Origin of the sequence: Rhodomicrobium vannielii ATCC 17100 (genome assembly GCF_000166055.1) — a bacterium.
Lineage (GTDB): Bacteria > Pseudomonadota > Alphaproteobacteria > Rhizobiales > Rhodomicrobiaceae > Rhodomicrobium > Rhodomicrobium vannielii.
This window is the reverse complement of the sequence record NC_014664.1, coordinates 2,365,634-2,380,000: the sequence shown is the minus strand read 5'-3', so window position 1 is coordinate 2,380,000 and position 14,367 is coordinate 2,365,634. Positions and strand designations below refer to the sequence as shown.

Sequence of the window (14,367 nt, the reverse complement as noted above, 5' to 3'; positions counted from 1 at the left end):
GGCGCAGGCAGAGGATCGCCCGCCTTTACCGACGAAAGATCGTAAAGCAACCAGAAGCGCGATTGCCCCGCATGTCCGGCGACGCTTTGCCAGTCTTTCGTTGCGATTGCGATTTTCATGCTGCGCCCGTCCTCTGAAAGTCTTCGGTGTTTTATACCCCATTATCGTAAGGTCGAGCCCATTTTGTAAAATCCGAGATGCTCTCGGCTTTTACTCGGCGTCGCCAAAGAGCTTGCGTTACGACACGCCCGCCTCGGCTGCATGTCGAGGCGGGGGCAGACCCCGACGCTGAATCGACGAGAGCAATTCTGTTTCGCGCGAAAATCTTGGCGAACTCGGGTTCGAAGGTGTGGAGCCGGCAACAACCAGGCGGCCTTCCTAATGACAGGCGCAGCCTCGGCATTCGGACGGGCTGAAGCTGGCGAGCGCGCCATCGCGGGCAGCTTGCGCGCATGGCGTTCCGGCCGCGTCCGCATTCGCATGCGGAGCCACGCGCGAGAGCAACCGCTTCATCGCGACACTTCCGCAGGCGGGGCAGGATGGAGTATCGCCGAAAGCGACGAGCAGTTCCGTTTCCTTGCCGCAGTCGGGACATTGAAAGCTGTAAAGCGGCATCGTGCGATCTCCTCGAATTATATAATAGCGCGACTTCCTGTTTCACGGGGTTCGACACCCGCTAAAGGTGCATAGCTTACGGCGACGGCAGAAGCAATTTCCACTTAATCGTCGTCAGCCAAGGCTGCCACGATCTTCGCGAGACTTGCGAGAAAAGCGTCTCGCTCTTCCTCGCTGAGCGCGCCCAGGGCTTTTTCGTTGAGCGTCTCAATCGCCTCGCGCACTGCGGGCAGTTTCTCCAGCGCAAGCGGCGTCAGCGAGATCAGCATACTTCGCCTGTCGTTCGCGTCAGGCTCGCGGTGGATCAGCCCATCGCGCTCCATCCGCGAGAGCGTCGCTGCCATGGTCGGCTGCTCGATGGCGGCGAATTCAGTCAGCGCCTTTTGCGAAAGCGCACCCCCATTTCCCAAGGCGAAAAACATCGGCAAATGGCCGGTCGACAGCCCGAGAGGCTTGAGCCTGCGATCCATAGACCGTGCAAAGAGCCGCGCCGCCCAGTTCGTCATATATCCCGCTGAATCTGTGCGGTCGATATTATATAGCTTGCTATCTTTATCTGTCATATGTTATATAGCACACTATGTTCATTGCAATGCAAGGAGCTTTACAAATGCGTACACCGCTTCGCCTACTCCACGCCATCACGGGCTTTGTAGGCCTCGTCATAATTCTTCGCTTCCTCGGCCATACGGCTTATGCCGAGCTTTACGGCGATGCCGCCTCCATTCTGGCGGTCAAATCGTGGATCGTCTGGCGCCTGCCGGTTCTGATCGTCGCGCTTGCCGTCGCAGGCGCAACCGGCTTCGCGCTCGCCGGACCTTCGCCGCGTGGTCTCGCCGCTCGCAAGCTTGCCCGTATGCGCGTCATCGCGGTGAACGGAATTCTGGTGCTCGTGCCAGCCGCCATCTTCCTTTTCTGGAAGGCTGAGGCGGGCGAGTTCGACGCGACCTTCGCCGCGCTGCAAACGATCGAGTTTATCGCTGGCGGCGTAAACATCGTGCTGATCGGCATGAGCTTCCGCGACGGCCTCCGCCTGACGGGTCGGCTGCGGCGTTGCCCCGACGCTCCCGCGCGCCGCTCGTAATGGCAGCCATGCGCTTGTGTATGGAGCAAGCGCATGGCGGTCGCGTTCATGAAGGACGCCGGACGCACGCGGCGCCGCGCTCCATCTCTTGAGCGCAAACCGAGGCGTCGCCTTGAAGGAGCGAGTTCACCATCATGGCTACACCCAATGCAGCCGCCGCCGGAACGTTCAAAATCGGCGGCGATATCGAGATAAACCGCCTCGGATTTGGCGCGATGCGCATCACGGGCGACGGCATTTTCGGTCCGCCGTCCGACAAGGCGGGGAGTATTCGCACCCTGAAGCGCCTTCCCGAACTCGGCATAACCTTCATAGACACGGCAGCGTCCTACGGTCCCGACGTGTCGGAGCAACTGATCCGCGAGGCGCTCCATCCGTATGACGGGCTTCTGATTGCAACGAAGGGCGGGTTGACGCGCCCTGGTCCAAATGTCTGGGTGCCCGACGGTCGCCCTGAATTTCTCCTCGCCGATGTGAAGAAGAGCCTCCGGCAGTTGGGCGTTGAGCAGATCGATCTCTGGCAACTCCACCGCATTGATCCGAGAGTTCCGCGCGACGAGCAATTCGGCCTCATCCGCAAGCTTCTCGATGATGGATTGATCCGGCATGCGGGGTTGAGCGAGGTCTCCGTGGAGCAGATCCGCGCGGCGCAGGCTGTGTTTCCGGTGGCTACCGTTCAGAACCGATATAACCTCGTGGACCGCACGAGCGAGACGGTGCTCGCCTATTGCGAGAGCGCAGGTGTCGGCTTCATTCCGTGGTATCCGCTTGCCGCAGGCGATTTGGCAAAGCCCGGTTCGGCTCTCGACGCGGTGGCGAAGGCTCACAGCGCGACGCCGGGCCAGATCGCGCTTGCGTGGCTTCTCGCGCGCAGCTCGGTCATGCTGCCCATTCCCGGCACATCCAAGGTCAAGCACCTTGAAGAGAATGTTGCGGCGGCCGCGATACGGCTTTCAGCAGCCGACTTTGCGGAGCTCGACAAGGCCGGACGCGGCGCGGCCTGATGGGGGAAAGGGGGCCCGCCCCTCATCCATTACTGCGGCCTTCGCGTTCGCCGGAGCCAACGTAGCCGCGTGGCGCGTGGCCATTCGCCCGAGTCGGATTGCGGTTGACGAGAATAAGGTTTGGCGACGACGTTAAGGGTGTGAGGGGAGCGGCAAAAAACCAAGGTCGGAAATGGCCAAGCGGTCGCCAGCGAACCCGCCGACGCGAGCGCTCTGAACATTACGACTTTGATTATAGGGGAAAATGGTGGAGCCAATGAGATTCGAACTCACGACCTCTGCAGTGCGATTGCAGCGCTCTCCCAGCTGAGCTATGGCCCCTTCGACGCTCATTTAGGCGCAGGCGCGCGCGTCTGTCAAGGCGCGAAGCCCGGCTTCAGGCAAACTTCTTCCACCCGCCGCTCTCCTCCTGCCGCCAGTAGCTGACGGGCCGCCCCGCCGCCTTCGCGCCGCGCCACTCCTCGCGCGCGATTGCCTTCGCCTCGTCGTCGGGGTCGTCGAAAAGCCGGATCACTCGGACAAAACGCTCCGGCTCGCTTTCGCGCGCGCCTTCGAGCAGAAATAGCACCTCAGCGTTGTTCGGGTTGGCTTCTTCGAGCGTGAGGAAAACGGGCTGACGGTCTGCGTGGCCATCGCGCGCGGTGCCGTGCGGAAGAAAAGAATCCTCGCGATACGTCCAGAGCGCCGTATCGATGGCGTCGAGCCGCTCCGCGCTTGAAAACCGCAGTGAAGCGCGCCAGCCCCGCGCGAGCGTCTTCTCGACCAGAACCGGCAACACCGCCTGAAGCGGCTGCCGCTCCAGATGATAAAACCAGAACTCGGGGCGCGCATCCGCCCCGCCGCCGTCGCTCATCTCCTGCCAGACCTCCCGCCCTCGTCGGCGTAAGGGTTGTTCGTCTTGCGCACATGCAGGCGGACGGGCGATGGCCCAAGCCCGAAAGACTTCTTCAGGTCGTTGACGAGGTATCGCAGATAGGAATCGGGCAGCGCCTCGGGCCGCGAGGAGAATACGATGAATGTCGGCGGGCGCGCGTTCGACTGCGTGATGTAGCGGAGCTTGAGGCGACGTCCCGCGACGGCGGGCGGCTGATGCTTGTCGAGGGCGGTGGCGAACCAGCGATTGAGCGCGGCGGTCGAGATACGCTTGTTCCAGGCCTCGTTCACCTTGAACGCCGCGTCCATTACCTTGTCGAGGCCGCGCCCGGATATCGCGCTCACCGGCACGAGCGGCGCGCCCGCAAGCTGTGGCAGGATGCGCTCGGCGGATTTCCTGAGTTCGGCGAGATAGGCCTGCGGCTCGGGCACGAGATCCCACTTGTTGACCGCGAAGACGAGACCGCGCCCCTCGCGCTCCACGAGGTCGGCGATGGTGAGATCTTGCTTGTCGAGCGGCGATTGGGCGTCCAGCAGCAGCACCACGATTTCGGCGAAGCGGATGGCGCGCAGCGCGTCGCCAACGGCCAGCGTCTCCGATCGCACGTTGATGCGCGCCTTGCGGCGTAGGCCCGCCGTATCGTAAAGCCGCACCTTGCGGCCACGCCATTGGAAATCGGCCGCGATCGCATCACGCGTGAGGCCCGCCTCGGGGCCTGTTATCATGCGTTCCTCGCCGAGAAGCGCGTTCACGAGCGTGGACTTGCCCGCGTTCGGGCGTCCCGCGATGGCGAGCTTAAGCGGGCGTGCGCGCGCCTGCTCCTCGGTGAGTTCGTCGTCTTCCGGCTCGGGTTCGTCACCGCGTGCCGTCGCGATTTCGTCGAGCCGGTTCGTCACCTCCGCCATGAGGTCGCCGAGGCCCATATTATGCTCCGCCGACACGGGAAGAGGCTCGCCGAGGCCGAGTTCGTAGGAGCCGTAGTAGCCCGCATCCGAGGCGCGGCTCTCGCTCTTGTTCGCCACGAGGATGAACGGCTTGCCCGAACTGCGCACGAGGTCGGCGATGCCGCGATCCACCGACGTCAGTTCGGCCCGCGCGTCGATGACGAACAGGATGAGATCGGACTCCGCGATGGCCTGCTCGGACTGCTCGCGCATGCGCGCGGCGATGCTGCCCGGCTCCGCGTCTTCGAGGCCCGCCGTGTCGGTGAGCACCACGTCGCGGCGGTTGATGCGGATTTGCGTTTCCTTGCGGTCGCGCGTCAGGCCCGGCAAGTCGTCGACAAGCGCGAGCCGCCTGCCGGCAAGCCGGTTGAAAAGCGTGGATTTGCCGACGTTAGGACGGCCTATGATGGCGACGGTGTAGGCCATCGGCGTGACTGCCTCAGAGAGTTGACCATGCAAAGCTGCGCATGCGCGCGCTGATCGTCAACGTCATAGCATGTCATGCGGAACCGGCAGGATAATTTTCGGACGGCAATGGAAACAATGAGGGCTTGCGCTCCATCGTGCGAACCCGCGCCGGGCGGCGAGGCGGTATGAACCGCCCGCCTGGTTAGTTCATCGCGATAAGTTGCGCCTTGTCGGTCAGCACGAAGAGCTTGCCGTTCGCAACGACGGGGGCGATCATGACCGGCGAGCCGAGATCGGTCTGCGCGCCGATTTCGCCGGTCGAGGCGTCGACGCCCGCGAACAGCCCCCTCGACGACGCGAGCCACAGCTTGCCGCCCGCGAGGACGGGACCGCTCCAGCGCCCGTCTCCGGGAAGCTGAGTGACCCACCGCGCTTTGCCATCCTTGCGGTTCAGCGCGATCAGCTTGCCCGTCACGTCCACCACGAACACCGCGTCGCCCGCGACCCAAGGCGTCTGCGAACCACGGATGTCGCGCGTCCAGATGCGCTGGCCCTTGTCCTTCGACGTGGCAATCAACTGCCCGCCACGGCTCATCGCGAAAAGCATATCGCGGTCCACGACGGGGCGCGCAGCCTCACCGATGGCCGCCGACGAATTCGTGATATCGGTCTTCCCAAGCGTCTCGGTCCACTTCGGCTGGCCGGTCTTCACGTCGATGGCGGTGATTTCACCCGACGGGAACGGCACGAAGACGAGGTTGCCCGAAACGGCGGGGCTTGCGCTCGTCAGCACGGCTGCGTTTTCAGGCAGCCCCTTCTGCGTCCACAATTCCGAGCCGTCGTTCGCGTTGAGACAGAAAAGCTCGCTTTCCGCGTTGACGATATAGACGCGCCCATCGGCGGCTGTCGGCGCTTCGCGGATCGGGATGAGAATTTTCTTCGTCCAGACGGGTGAGCCGGTGCCCGCGTCGAGCGCGAGCACCGTGCCGAAGCCGGTGGCCACGTAAATCTTTCCGCCGTCAGCCGCAAGCCCGCCGCCAAATCCGGCGCGCGAGTGATTGTTGCCGTTGAACGGACGCATGATGTCGAACCCGGCCTTATCCTCGGGCACGGTGCTCATCCGCCAAACGGTGCCGCCGTTCTCCATGGAGATGGCGCGAATGGTGCCCTCGGCGTCGAGCGTGTAAACCTTGCCGTCATAGACGATCGGGATAGCCGTCAGCCGCATGCGCTTCGACGACCCTTCGCCCGCGGAGGCGGTCCACGCAGTGCGCAGATCCTGCCCGAAGGCGAGATGGCCCGGCGCGTTCGTGGCCACACCACCCGGTTGGCTCCAGGATACATTCATGACAGCCGGTGGAAGCGAGACAGGGCTCGCCACCTCGGCGGCGGAGATGCTTCCCTTGTCCTCGACACCGCCGAGAACGGACATGCGCTTGCCGGGCAGCTTTTCCTGCTTCTTGTCGAAGACCGACGTGACGGAGGAGATGCTCGGCATGCTCGGCTCGCTCAAGCCGACCGACTCGCACCCGCCCAGGAGCGTCGCGACGGATAAAACACTGAGGGTTGAAACAAGCAAAAACCGACGGCCGTAACGCGCGCTATTGTGTTTTCGCTTCATTCGCCCCGTCCTTTGTCCCCGTTTGTCCGGCCTGCGCCGCCTTCGGCTGGTCGAAGAGAAGTGCCAGCATGATCTGTGCACGCTGCCGCATTCCGGCCGGTGCCGCACCATCGCTTGCGATCTCGCCGAAAATACGTTCGGCCTCATCGCGCTTGCCTTCCTTGAAGGCGGCGATGCCCAGAACGTCCTTGGCGGCGAATCGCCATTCGCTCGTTCCCGAACGATACGGGGCAAGGGTTTGCGACAGCGACTCGTAACTTTCCTTATCCACAGAGAGCGCCGCGATCTGCACGCGCGCAAAATCGCGGAGCGTCGCCGGAGCGTTCTCGTCGCTGGCTACGCCGCGATAATCCTCGGCGGCCTGATCGTATTTCTTTTGAGCAAGCGATTCGGAGGCCGCATGCAGACGCGCCAGGACGCGATAGGCGCCGGGGCCTGAGCCTGCGAGGTCGGCGAGCGCCTTCTCGGCCTCCGCCTCCTTGCCGTCCTCGTGAAGCGTGATCGCGGTGACGAGCGCATCGCCGCCACGGGCGGCATCCGCCGCGCGACGGGCCTGATCCCATTTATATCCGCCGACACCGGCGGCGATCACCAGTGCCGCGATGCCGATATAAATACCGTACTTCTTGAAAAATACCGCAGTCTGCCGGCGGCGGTGTTCCTCGTTGACCTCGCGGATAAAGCTCTCGTCACTGCTCATGGCGTTTCTGCCTTCGTTATGATGTCACCGTTTTGCAACAGATAGGGCAGCGCCCGCTTCAGCGGAAGCGGCTTTCCGCGCACGCTCCGTCGCAGCGGTCAAAAACGCGCGCTTCTCCACGAAAAACTGCCCGATCAGTTGGGCTTTGTTTTGGACATTTTCGTGACTCGCGGCTTCTCGTCCGCAGGCTTTGCCATGGCGTACACGTGGTCCTTTGCCGGGAACTGGCGCGCCCGCACCTCCGTTGCGTAATCCTTCACCGCGTCCTCGATGGCTGCGCCGAGCTCCGCGAACTTCTTCACGAACTTCGGCACCGTAGGCGAGAGGCCGAGCATGTCTTCGAGCACGAGGATCTGGCCGTCGCATTCCGCCGACGCGCCGATGCCGATGGTCGGGATCGGGACCGCGCGCGTGATTTTGGCCGCGAGCAACTCAGCCATGCCTTCGAGCACGACTGAAAACGCGCCAGCCTCCGCGACCGCCGCCGCGTCGGCCTCGATGGCGGCCCATTCCTCCTGCCGCCGCCCTTGCGTCTTGAAGCCGCCCATCATGTTCACCGACTGCGGCGTGAGGCCGATATGCGCCATCACCGGAATGCCGCGCTGCGTAAGAAATGCGACCGTTTCCGCCATGCGCGCGCCGCCTTCGAGCTTTACCGCGCCGCAGCCCGTTTCCTTCATGATCCGCGCGGCGTTGCGAAACGCGACCGCCGGGCTTTCCTCGTAGGAGCCGAATGGCATATCCACGACGACGAGCGCATGCCGGGAGCCGCGCACGACCGCCGCGCCATGCATGATCATCATGTCGAGCGGAACCGGCACCGTTGTCTCAAGCCCGTGCATGACCATCCCCAGGGAATCCCCCACGAGCAGGAAATCCATGTGCGGATCGACAAGCCGCGCCGTGTGTGCGTGGTAGCAGGTGAGCGACACGATCTTGTCGCCGCCCTTCTTCGCGCGGATGTCCGGAGCCGTGACGCGGCGGATGACGGTATGCTGTGACATAATTCGTTCCCAAGGGTGACAGGCCGTGAATAGCGGAAATGGGGTGCGTGGGAAATATGCAAGAGCGGGGCGCTGCCGAAAATTAACCGAGTTTTCAAAATAAACTGGTGCTTGCATCGAGTTTTAGGAAAAATCGTTGAAAGTTGGAGTTATGTCCGGAGGGTTTCATGATCAGGCGCATGTTTGCTGCGCTGACGCTCTTCGCGTTGGGTGTCGCCTATCAGGCGACGGTCGAAGCGAAGGCTGTTCCTCTGTCGCAGGCCTCGGGCCTTGCGCAGGCAATTGACGCCAAGTCTTCGGTGATCAAGGTCGATGAGGAATACGACTACCGCTACCGCTACAATAACGCATACGGCTATGGCCATGGCTCGGGTTACGCCTATCGCTATGGCTATCCGCGTTATGAAAGGGCGCGTCGCGGTTGTGGCTGGGATTATCCATGCGAGCCGCGCCGGTCCTATGGCAAGCGCTATTTCAGCGGCGGCAATTCGCAGGTCTACATCAAAAACAACTACGGCACGGTGAACGTGTATTCGAACGGCGCGCGCCGCTCGCATCGCGGGTATTACCGGCCTTATCGCTGGCGTGACCGCTATGACGAGAGTTCATACCGGTGCCGGGATCGCGGCTGCGGTGACGATTGCGGCGTGTTCTGCTGGTACAAGCGCGTGAGGTCGGGATATTGCGGCCATGGCTGCGACACCTATCGCGAGCGCGTCCGCTACGAGACCGGCTATCGGACGGTTGAGTATCCGCGGCCGTATTTCTATCGCCACCGCCCGCGTTACGACGACTACGGCTCCACGCGTTTCGAACGCCCGTATGACGACGACCGCGTGCCGCTTCGCCGCTTCGACGGCCCGCGCTACTAGGCCGTGGACTCATAACGGCGTGCACCAAAGGCGCATGCAAGCGCCTCCAGAGCACTTGCAACCAATTGATTTAGTGCAGTTTCGAGTTTTGCATTTTGATCGAAGTGCCACCAACGGGCGTGAATCAAATGCAAAATTTGCTGCGCTAGATCGGCCTGCGTCACATCGGCCCCGATCTGACGCAGAGAAGTTGATCGAAGACAGAACTTACAGCGTCGTGCCGCGTCTGATTTACGGCGCGATGCTGTAGCCCGCACTCAACGCCTCGCTCGAACGCGAGTCGGTCGCGCTGAGGTAGGTGACGCGCTCGCGGCCTAACGGGCGAGCGGCGAGAACGAGAGTTGGAACGCGTGCAATCATCGCGCGCGTTCCAGAAAGCCGCACTATTCAGGCTTTATCGGTTCCCCCCAAGGAGCAGCGTCGCGGCGTGTGACGTTAACAATTATCGTCACAGCATGGGAAACAAGAATAGCGGCCGTTTTCGTCATGACCTCGCACCTCCTGCGATCACAGCCGCGCATTCGACTGCCGTGCCGATGATAGCCGGAGGTTGTAAAGGTGCCGCGAACGCACTGCGACGCTCTGTTGCCGCGCGATTAACGGGTGCCGCTCGCGAGCTATCGGAGAAGGCGATGGAGCGATCCGCCGTCTTAGCTTGAAGCGACCACCGAAGACTTGTTTATGAAGGTAGCTCTCGAACGAGGTGCATGCGCCGAACATGAAGATCGCGTTCGCCACCCGCCTGGGCTGCGATGCCTGTCAGCGCTGAGATCGCTTACTCCGCCGCGAGCTTTGTATACCCCAAATGCGCGTTGAGCTTGCCGAGCAGGTCCGTTGACGCTTCGACGATATTCGTGCCGGGGCCGAAAATCGCCACCGCGCCGCCCTTGTAAAGCGCATCGTAATCGTCCGGTGGGATCACGCCGCCCGCCACGATGAGAATGTCGGGCCGACCCTGCGCCTCAAGTTCGCGTTTGAGTTCAGGCACGAGCGTCAAGTGGCCTGCCGCCAGCGACGACACGCCGACGATATGCACGTCGTTTTCCACGGCCTGCCGCGCCACTTCGGCGGGCGTCGCGAACAGCGCGCCGATGTCCACGTCGAAGCCGAGATCCGCGAACGCCGAGGCTATCACCTTCTGGCCGCGGTCGTGACCGTCCTGGCCGACCTTTGCGACGAGCAGACGCGGGCGGCGCCCGTCTTCCTTTTCGAACGCCTGGCACATGGCGATGACATGCGGGACCTTGTTCTCCATCGAGCCAACCTCCGCTCGGTAAACGCCCGAGATGGCGCGTGTTTCCGCCCGATGGCGGCCGTAGACCTTTTCGAGCGCGTCCGAAATTTCACCGACCGTGGCCATTGCGCGGGCCGCGTCGACCGCGAGCGCGAGCAGATTGCCCGAGCCGCTGGCCGCCGCGTTGGTGAGCGCTTCGAGCGTCGCCGCCACTTTCGCGCCGTCGCGCTCAGCGCGTAGACGTTCCAGCTTCTCGATCTGGGCGGCACGCACCGCCGAATTATCGACCTTTAGCACCTCGATGGGCGCCTCATCAACCGGCTGGAATCTGTTCACGCCGACGATGATCTGCTTGCCGCTGTCGATGCGAGCCTGCGTGCGCGCGGCCGCCTCTTCGATGCGCAGCTTCGGAACGCCCGCGTCGATGGCCTTCGCCATGCCGCCGAGGCGCTCGACTTCTTCGATGTGCTCCCACGCCTTCTTCGCAAGCTCGTAGGTGAGCCGCTCGACGTAATAGCTGCCGCCCCACGGGTCGATGGTGCGCGTGGTGCCGGTTTCGTATTCGATGAAAAGCTGCGTGTTACGCGCGATGCGGGCGGAAAAGTCGGTCGGCAGCGCGAGCGCTTCGTCGAGAGCGTTGGTGTGCAGCGACTGCGTGCCGCCATGCGTTGCCGCGAAGGCCTCGACGCAGGTGCGCGTCACGTTGTTGAAGACGTCCTGCGCGGTGAGCGACCAGCCACTCGTCTGACAATGCGCGCGAAGGCTCATGGACTTCGACGATTTCGCACCTTCGGCCTTCATAAGCCGCGCCCACAGCGCGCGACCCGCACGCATCTTGGCCACTTCCATGAAGTAGTTCATGCCGATGGCCCAGAAGAACGACAGGCGCGGCGCAAACGCGTCGATGCCGAGGCCAGCGGCCTTGCCCGCTCGGGCGTATTCCACGCCATCGGCCAGCGTATAGGCGAGTTCGAGGTCCGCCGTCGCGCCCGCTTCCTGCATGTGATAGCCGGAAATCGAGATCGAGTTGAACTTCGGCATGTTCTGGGACGTGTAGGCGAAGATGTCCGAGATGATGCGCATCGAGGGTAGGGGCGGATAGATGTAGGTGTTCCGCACCATGAACTCTTTGAGAATGTCGTTCTGGATCGTGCCCGAGAGCTGCGCGGGCTTCACGCCCTGCTCCTCGCCCGCCACGATGAACAGCGCAAGGATCGGCAGCACCGCGCCGTTCATGGTCATGGATACGCTCATCTCCGACAGCGGGATGCCGTCGAACAGCGTGCGCATGTCGTAGATCGAGTCGATGGCCACGCCCGCCATGCCGACGTCGCCGCGAACGCGCGGGTGGTCGCTGTCATAGCCGCGATGGGTGGCGAGGTCGAAGGCGATGGAGAGGCCCTTCTGGCCCGCCGCGAGGTTGCGGCGATAGAAGGCGTTCGAGTCCTCGGCGGTCGAGAAACCCGCATATTGGCGCACCGTCCAGGGCTGCTGGACGTACATCGTCGGGTAAGGCCCGCGAAGGAACGGGGCGACACCCGGATAGGTGTTGAGGAAATCCAGGCCGTCGATGTCGTCCGGGCCGTAGGCGGGCTTGAGCTTGATGCCTTCCGGCGTCTCGGCGGGCGCGCCGAAAGAACTGCCCGCAAGGCTCGGTGTCTGCCACTCGATCTTCGAGAAATCCGGCAACGGAGAATCGGTCATCGTTCGCTTCCAAGTGTCCCACAGGTCAACCGCGGCGGGTTCTATCACCCAAGCCGCGCATTGACCGATGCATTTCAAGACGCCTCGCTCTGGCACCGCCGAGGAGCGTGGCCTTCGTATTTACAACCTCAGGCTTCGTCGAACGCGCCGAAGTTTTCATCCTCCGCCTCGAGTCCGGCGGCTTCGGCCAGCTCCTCGACGCGCAGGATGCGTTGCGCTTCCTCAAGCACGGCGAGTGCGTTGCAGCCTTCGTAGATAAGCCGGTCCACCGCCGTCTGGTCATTGGGATCGAGCGACGCGAGAAGCGAAGCCGGACCGGCGAGATAGACATGGCTCGCGCCTGCACGCTTCAGCGCGGCTGCGGCTCCCTTCAACTCGCCATAGGCCGAGTTGGACGAGCACAGGCAGGCGATTGGCGCAGGGCTCTGCTTGAACGCAGCCGCGAGTTTTTCGACGTCGGTGAAGCCTTCCTCGGGCAGAACGGCCTCAATGCCGCCCGCCGCAAAGAAGCTCTGCACCCAGAGCGAACGCGCGCGATAGTCCGACGGCGCGCCAAGAAGCGCGAGGAACACTGGCGGTCTGGAACCAATGCTGGCGAGCGCGAAATCGGCGCGCTGGCGCAGCACTTCAAAAGGTTCGGCATCGCGTCTTGCGACGTCGAGCGCGCCGCCTGCGATGATGTCGCATACGATGCGCGAGGCGGAATGCAGCTCCGCCAGCGGCACGCCGCGCGCGGCGGCAGAAATGAGCGCCGCGAAGCGTTCGCCCGCGCCGGGTGCGGGAAGCGCGAAGTCGACGGTCGGGTGCGCTTCTTCCATGATGATGGCGGCGGGCTCTTCGAGAGCGATCTTCTCATTGAGGTTCGGGAAGACCGAAACGCCGGTGATCCTCTCCTTGCGGTGAGCGATGGCACGCTCGCGCTTCTCGGCCGTCTGTCGCAGGCGTTCCGCGACGAAACCGCTTTCGAGCGCCTTCAAGAGGCCGCCCTTGGCTTCCACCTCGCGGAACAGCGCCCAGGCCGACGCCGCGAGCTTTTCCGTCAGCGTTTCGACATAGGCGGACCCGGCTGCGGGATCGGCGACGGCCGAAAGCCACGCCTCGCTCTGAAGCACAAGGCCGGTGTTGCGCGCGATGCGCCGCGAGAGAGGCGTGGCCTCCGTCGCTGCTTCGTCGAACGGGTAGACTTCGATAGCGGTAGCTCCGCCGATGGCCGCACCGAACACGCTCGCGGTGGCGCGCAGCATGTTCACCTGCGGATCGTAGGCGGAGAGGATGCGGGGCGGCATCTTCGCGTAGAGGAGGATATGCTCGTTTGACGCGATACCTGCCGCCTCATGGGCGCGCGCCCAGAGAAGGCGGATCGCCCGGAACGACGCGATGGTGAGGAACAGGTCGGCAGACGCGCAAAGCTTGAAGCCGATAGCTCGCGATGCGTCTTCGCGCGACAGCCCCGCAGCTTCCAGCGCGCGCCAGTAGGCGACGGCGGCGGCAAGCGTAAGCCCGAGTTCGTCCACCGCGGAACCGCCCGCGCCATTCCAGGCGCGGCTCGATGCGAGGAAAGGCGTGAAAAGGGGAAAGCGTTCGCGAATGGCAAGCGCCGCGTCGACCGTATCGGCGAGCGCGGCTTTCCGATCTGCCGGCACCTCGCCCGACATGGCGAAAACGGTGAGCGGATCGAAGCCTGCCGTGCCCACGATGGTCTTGTCCGCCTTTGCGAGAAGCAATGCGGCGTCGGCGGGCGAACTGCCGGGCGCGAGGAATACCGGAACACCGGCACCTGCGACAGCTTTCAACTCGGCGGCCTTGCGAATCGCTGGGCCGTTGTTGAGGTCGAGGCTCAGCGCCGTCGCGCCGTTCGCCACATCGTCGGCCAACTGCCGCTCCGCGTCGGCGAGCGACGCGCCCGCGACGGGCTGCACGATGAGCCAGCCGCGCTGACCATGCCGCGCCGGCGACGTCGCGGCGCCGGTATAAAGCGGCGACGTTGCGAAGCCTTCATAAAGCTGATTTTCGAGCACGCGGAAAGGTGCGCCCTTCAGCGCCTTGTCCACGATGGCGCGCCAGTCCGCTTCGGACGCTGGCGGAAATTCTTTGGCGAGTGCGAAATGTTCCATGGCGGCGCATGATAGTGATGCGTTCCGTCCCAGTCCACCGCCGTGGGATCGATTTTTGCCTTTTTTCGGGGCACGGCACCGCGCCTTAAGGCCGCGTTCGCTGCGGCGGCATTACGCGGAAAGGGCCTCCTCGCCGCTCGTGGAATGCGCGTTCGTGTACACTCGATTCCACGCCGTTGTTGAAACATC

General features: G+C 63.5%; 14 protein-coding genes and 1 tRNA gene (1 of these 15 running past the window's edge). 3 read left to right on the top strand and 12 right to left on the bottom strand.

The genetic code is table 11. From position 1 onward, the window contains the following. The 3 genes from RVAN_RS10940 to RVAN_RS10930 all read right to left on the bottom strand — a co-directional run. Positions 1 to 119 carry the 5' end (the start) of a NifB/NifX family molybdenum-iron cluster-binding protein gene (locus RVAN_RS10940; RefSeq protein ID WP_013419785.1) on the bottom strand. Its footprint begins 274 nt before the window's first position, so the window shows 119 of its 393 coding nt (coding positions 1-119); its start codon is at positions 117 to 119; the stop codon falls past the left edge of the window. 259 nt (positions 120 to 378) lie between these two features. Beyond that, positions 379 to 615 (bottom strand): FmdB family zinc ribbon protein, encoded by a 237-nt coding sequence (locus RVAN_RS10935; protein WP_013419784.1) that lies wholly within the window; start codon positions 613 to 615, stop codon positions 379 to 381. 104 nt (positions 616 to 719) lie between these two features. Further along, the gene (locus RVAN_RS10930; RefSeq protein ID WP_155942425.1) at positions 720 to 1,121 is read right to left on the bottom strand and encodes a MarR family winged helix-turn-helix transcriptional regulator; all 402 of its coding nucleotides are present in this window, start codon (positions 1,119 to 1,121) and stop codon (positions 720 to 722) included. A gap of 104 nt (positions 1,122 to 1,225) precedes the next feature. On the opposite strand from RVAN_RS10930, the gene RVAN_RS10925 reads away from it, so the two are divergent. Both RVAN_RS10925 and RVAN_RS10920 read left to right on the top strand, forming a co-directional pair. After that, positions 1,226 to 1,699 carry a hypothetical protein gene (locus RVAN_RS10925; protein ID WP_013419782.1) on the top strand — a complete coding sequence of 158 codons (474 nt, stop codon included), beginning with the start codon at positions 1,226 to 1,228 and terminating at the stop codon, positions 1,697 to 1,699. A 134-nt stretch (positions 1,700 to 1,833) separates the two neighbouring features. After that, positions 1,834 to 2,703 carry an aldo/keto reductase gene (locus tag RVAN_RS10920; RefSeq protein ID WP_013419781.1) on the top strand — a complete coding sequence of 290 codons (870 nt, stop codon included), beginning with the start codon at positions 1,834 to 1,836 and terminating at the stop codon, positions 2,701 to 2,703. Between the two features lie 245 nt (positions 2,704 to 2,948). Here the strand turns inward: RVAN_RS10920 and RVAN_RS10915 are convergent. From RVAN_RS10915 to panB, 6 genes are all read right to left on the bottom strand, one after another. Then, positions 2,949 to 3,024: transfer RNA gene (locus tag RVAN_RS10915), tRNA-Ala, on the bottom strand. Positions 3,025 to 3,079: 55 nt separating this feature from the next. After that, complete coding sequence (locus tag RVAN_RS10910) at positions 3,080 to 3,556, bottom strand: DNA polymerase III subunit chi (RefSeq protein ID WP_013419780.1); 477 nt, start codon at positions 3,554 to 3,556, stop codon at positions 3,080 to 3,082. Continuing rightward, the gene (gene der / locus RVAN_RS10905) at positions 3,553 to 4,947 is read right to left on the bottom strand and encodes a ribosome biogenesis GTPase Der (protein ID WP_013419779.1); all 1,395 of its coding nucleotides are present in this window, start codon (positions 4,945 to 4,947) and stop codon (positions 3,553 to 3,555) included. Before der ends, RVAN_RS10910 begins: the two co-directional genes overlap by 4 nt. 184 nt (positions 4,948 to 5,131) lie before the next feature. Continuing rightward, positions 5,132 to 6,427, bottom strand: coding sequence for a PQQ-binding-like beta-propeller repeat protein (locus RVAN_RS10900; protein WP_169309540.1), 1,296 nt, complete (start codon positions 6,425 to 6,427; stop codon positions 5,132 to 5,134). Positions 6,428 to 6,530: 103 nt separating this feature from the next. Further along, positions 6,531 to 7,250 carry a tetratricopeptide repeat protein gene (locus tag RVAN_RS10895; protein ID WP_013419777.1) on the bottom strand — a complete coding sequence of 240 codons (720 nt, stop codon included), beginning with the start codon at positions 7,248 to 7,250 and terminating at the stop codon, positions 6,531 to 6,533. 134 nt (positions 7,251 to 7,384) lie between these two features. Further along, positions 7,385 to 8,254: a 3-methyl-2-oxobutanoate hydroxymethyltransferase gene (gene panB / locus RVAN_RS10890; RefSeq protein ID WP_013419776.1), complete on the bottom strand. Its 870-nt coding sequence runs from the start codon at positions 8,252 to 8,254 to the stop codon at positions 7,385 to 7,387. Positions 8,255 to 8,421: 167 nt separating this feature from the next. On the opposite strand from panB, the gene RVAN_RS10885 reads away from it, so the two are divergent. Continuing rightward, a complete protein-coding gene (locus RVAN_RS10885; RefSeq protein WP_013419775.1) occupies positions 8,422 to 9,126 on the top strand; it encodes a hypothetical protein in 705 nt (234 codons plus the stop codon). Between the two features lie 231 nt (positions 9,127 to 9,357). Here RVAN_RS10885 and RVAN_RS21020 read toward each other — a convergent pair whose 3' ends face one another. From RVAN_RS21020 to RVAN_RS10875, 3 genes are all read right to left on the bottom strand, one after another. Then, positions 9,358 to 9,486, bottom strand: a complete 129-nt coding sequence (locus RVAN_RS21020; protein WP_013419774.1) for a hypothetical protein — start codon at positions 9,484 to 9,486, stop codon at positions 9,358 to 9,360. Positions 9,487 to 9,901: 415 nt separating this feature from the next. Next, a complete protein-coding gene (gene scpA / locus RVAN_RS10880; protein ID WP_013419773.1) occupies positions 9,902 to 12,064 on the bottom strand; it encodes a methylmalonyl-CoA mutase in 2,163 nt (720 codons plus the stop codon). Positions 12,065 to 12,192: 128 nt separating this feature from the next. After that, on the bottom strand, positions 12,193 to 14,178 hold the full coding sequence (locus RVAN_RS10875) for a methylmalonyl-CoA mutase family protein (protein ID WP_013419772.1): 1,986 nt from the start codon (positions 14,176 to 14,178) through the stop codon (positions 12,193 to 12,195). Between the last annotated feature and the right edge of the window lie 189 nt (positions 14,179 to 14,367).

What these genes read in the sequence shown, in the direction of transcription:
- RVAN_RS10895 (WP_013419777.1), bottom strand. Translation starts at nt 7,250, where the DNA reads ATGAGCAGTGACGAGAGCTTTATCCGCGAGGTCAACGAGGAACACCGC.
- RVAN_RS10930 (WP_155942425.1), bottom strand. Translation starts at nt 1,121, where the DNA reads ATGACGAACTGGGCGGCGCGGCTCTTTGCACGGTCTATGGATCGCAGG.
- scpA (WP_013419773.1), bottom strand. Translation starts at nt 12,064, where the DNA reads ATGACCGATTCTCCGTTGCCGGATTTCTCGAAGATCGAGTGGCAGACA.
- der (WP_013419779.1), bottom strand. Translation starts at nt 4,947, where the DNA reads ATGGCCTACACCGTCGCCATCATAGGCCGTCCTAACGTCGGCAAATCC.
- RVAN_RS10925 (WP_013419782.1), top strand. Translation starts at nt 1,226, where the DNA reads ATGCGTACACCGCTTCGCCTACTCCACGCCATCACGGGCTTTGTAGGC.
- RVAN_RS10885 (WP_013419775.1), top strand. Translation starts at nt 8,422, where the DNA reads ATGATCAGGCGCATGTTTGCTGCGCTGACGCTCTTCGCGTTGGGTGTC.
- panB (WP_013419776.1), bottom strand. Translation starts at nt 8,254, where the DNA reads ATGTCACAGCATACCGTCATCCGCCGCGTCACGGCTCCGGACATCCGC.
- RVAN_RS10920 (WP_013419781.1), top strand. Translation starts at nt 1,834, where the DNA reads ATGGCTACACCCAATGCAGCCGCCGCCGGAACGTTCAAAATCGGCGGC.
- RVAN_RS10875 (WP_013419772.1), bottom strand. Translation starts at nt 14,178, where the DNA reads ATGGAACATTTCGCACTCGCCAAAGAATTTCCGCCAGCGTCCGAAGCG.
- RVAN_RS10935 (WP_013419784.1), bottom strand. Translation starts at nt 615, where the DNA reads ATGCCGCTTTACAGCTTTCAATGTCCCGACTGCGGCAAGGAAACGGAA.
- RVAN_RS21020 (WP_013419774.1), bottom strand. Translation starts at nt 9,486, where the DNA reads ATGATTGCACGCGTTCCAACTCTCGTTCTCGCCGCTCGCCCGTTAGGC.
- RVAN_RS10900 (WP_169309540.1), bottom strand. Translation starts at nt 6,427, where the DNA reads ATGCCGAGCATCTCCTCCGTCACGTCGGTCTTCGACAAGAAGCAGGAA.
- RVAN_RS10910 (WP_013419780.1), bottom strand. Translation starts at nt 3,556, where the DNA reads ATGAGCGACGGCGGCGGGGCGGATGCGCGCCCCGAGTTCTGGTTTTAT.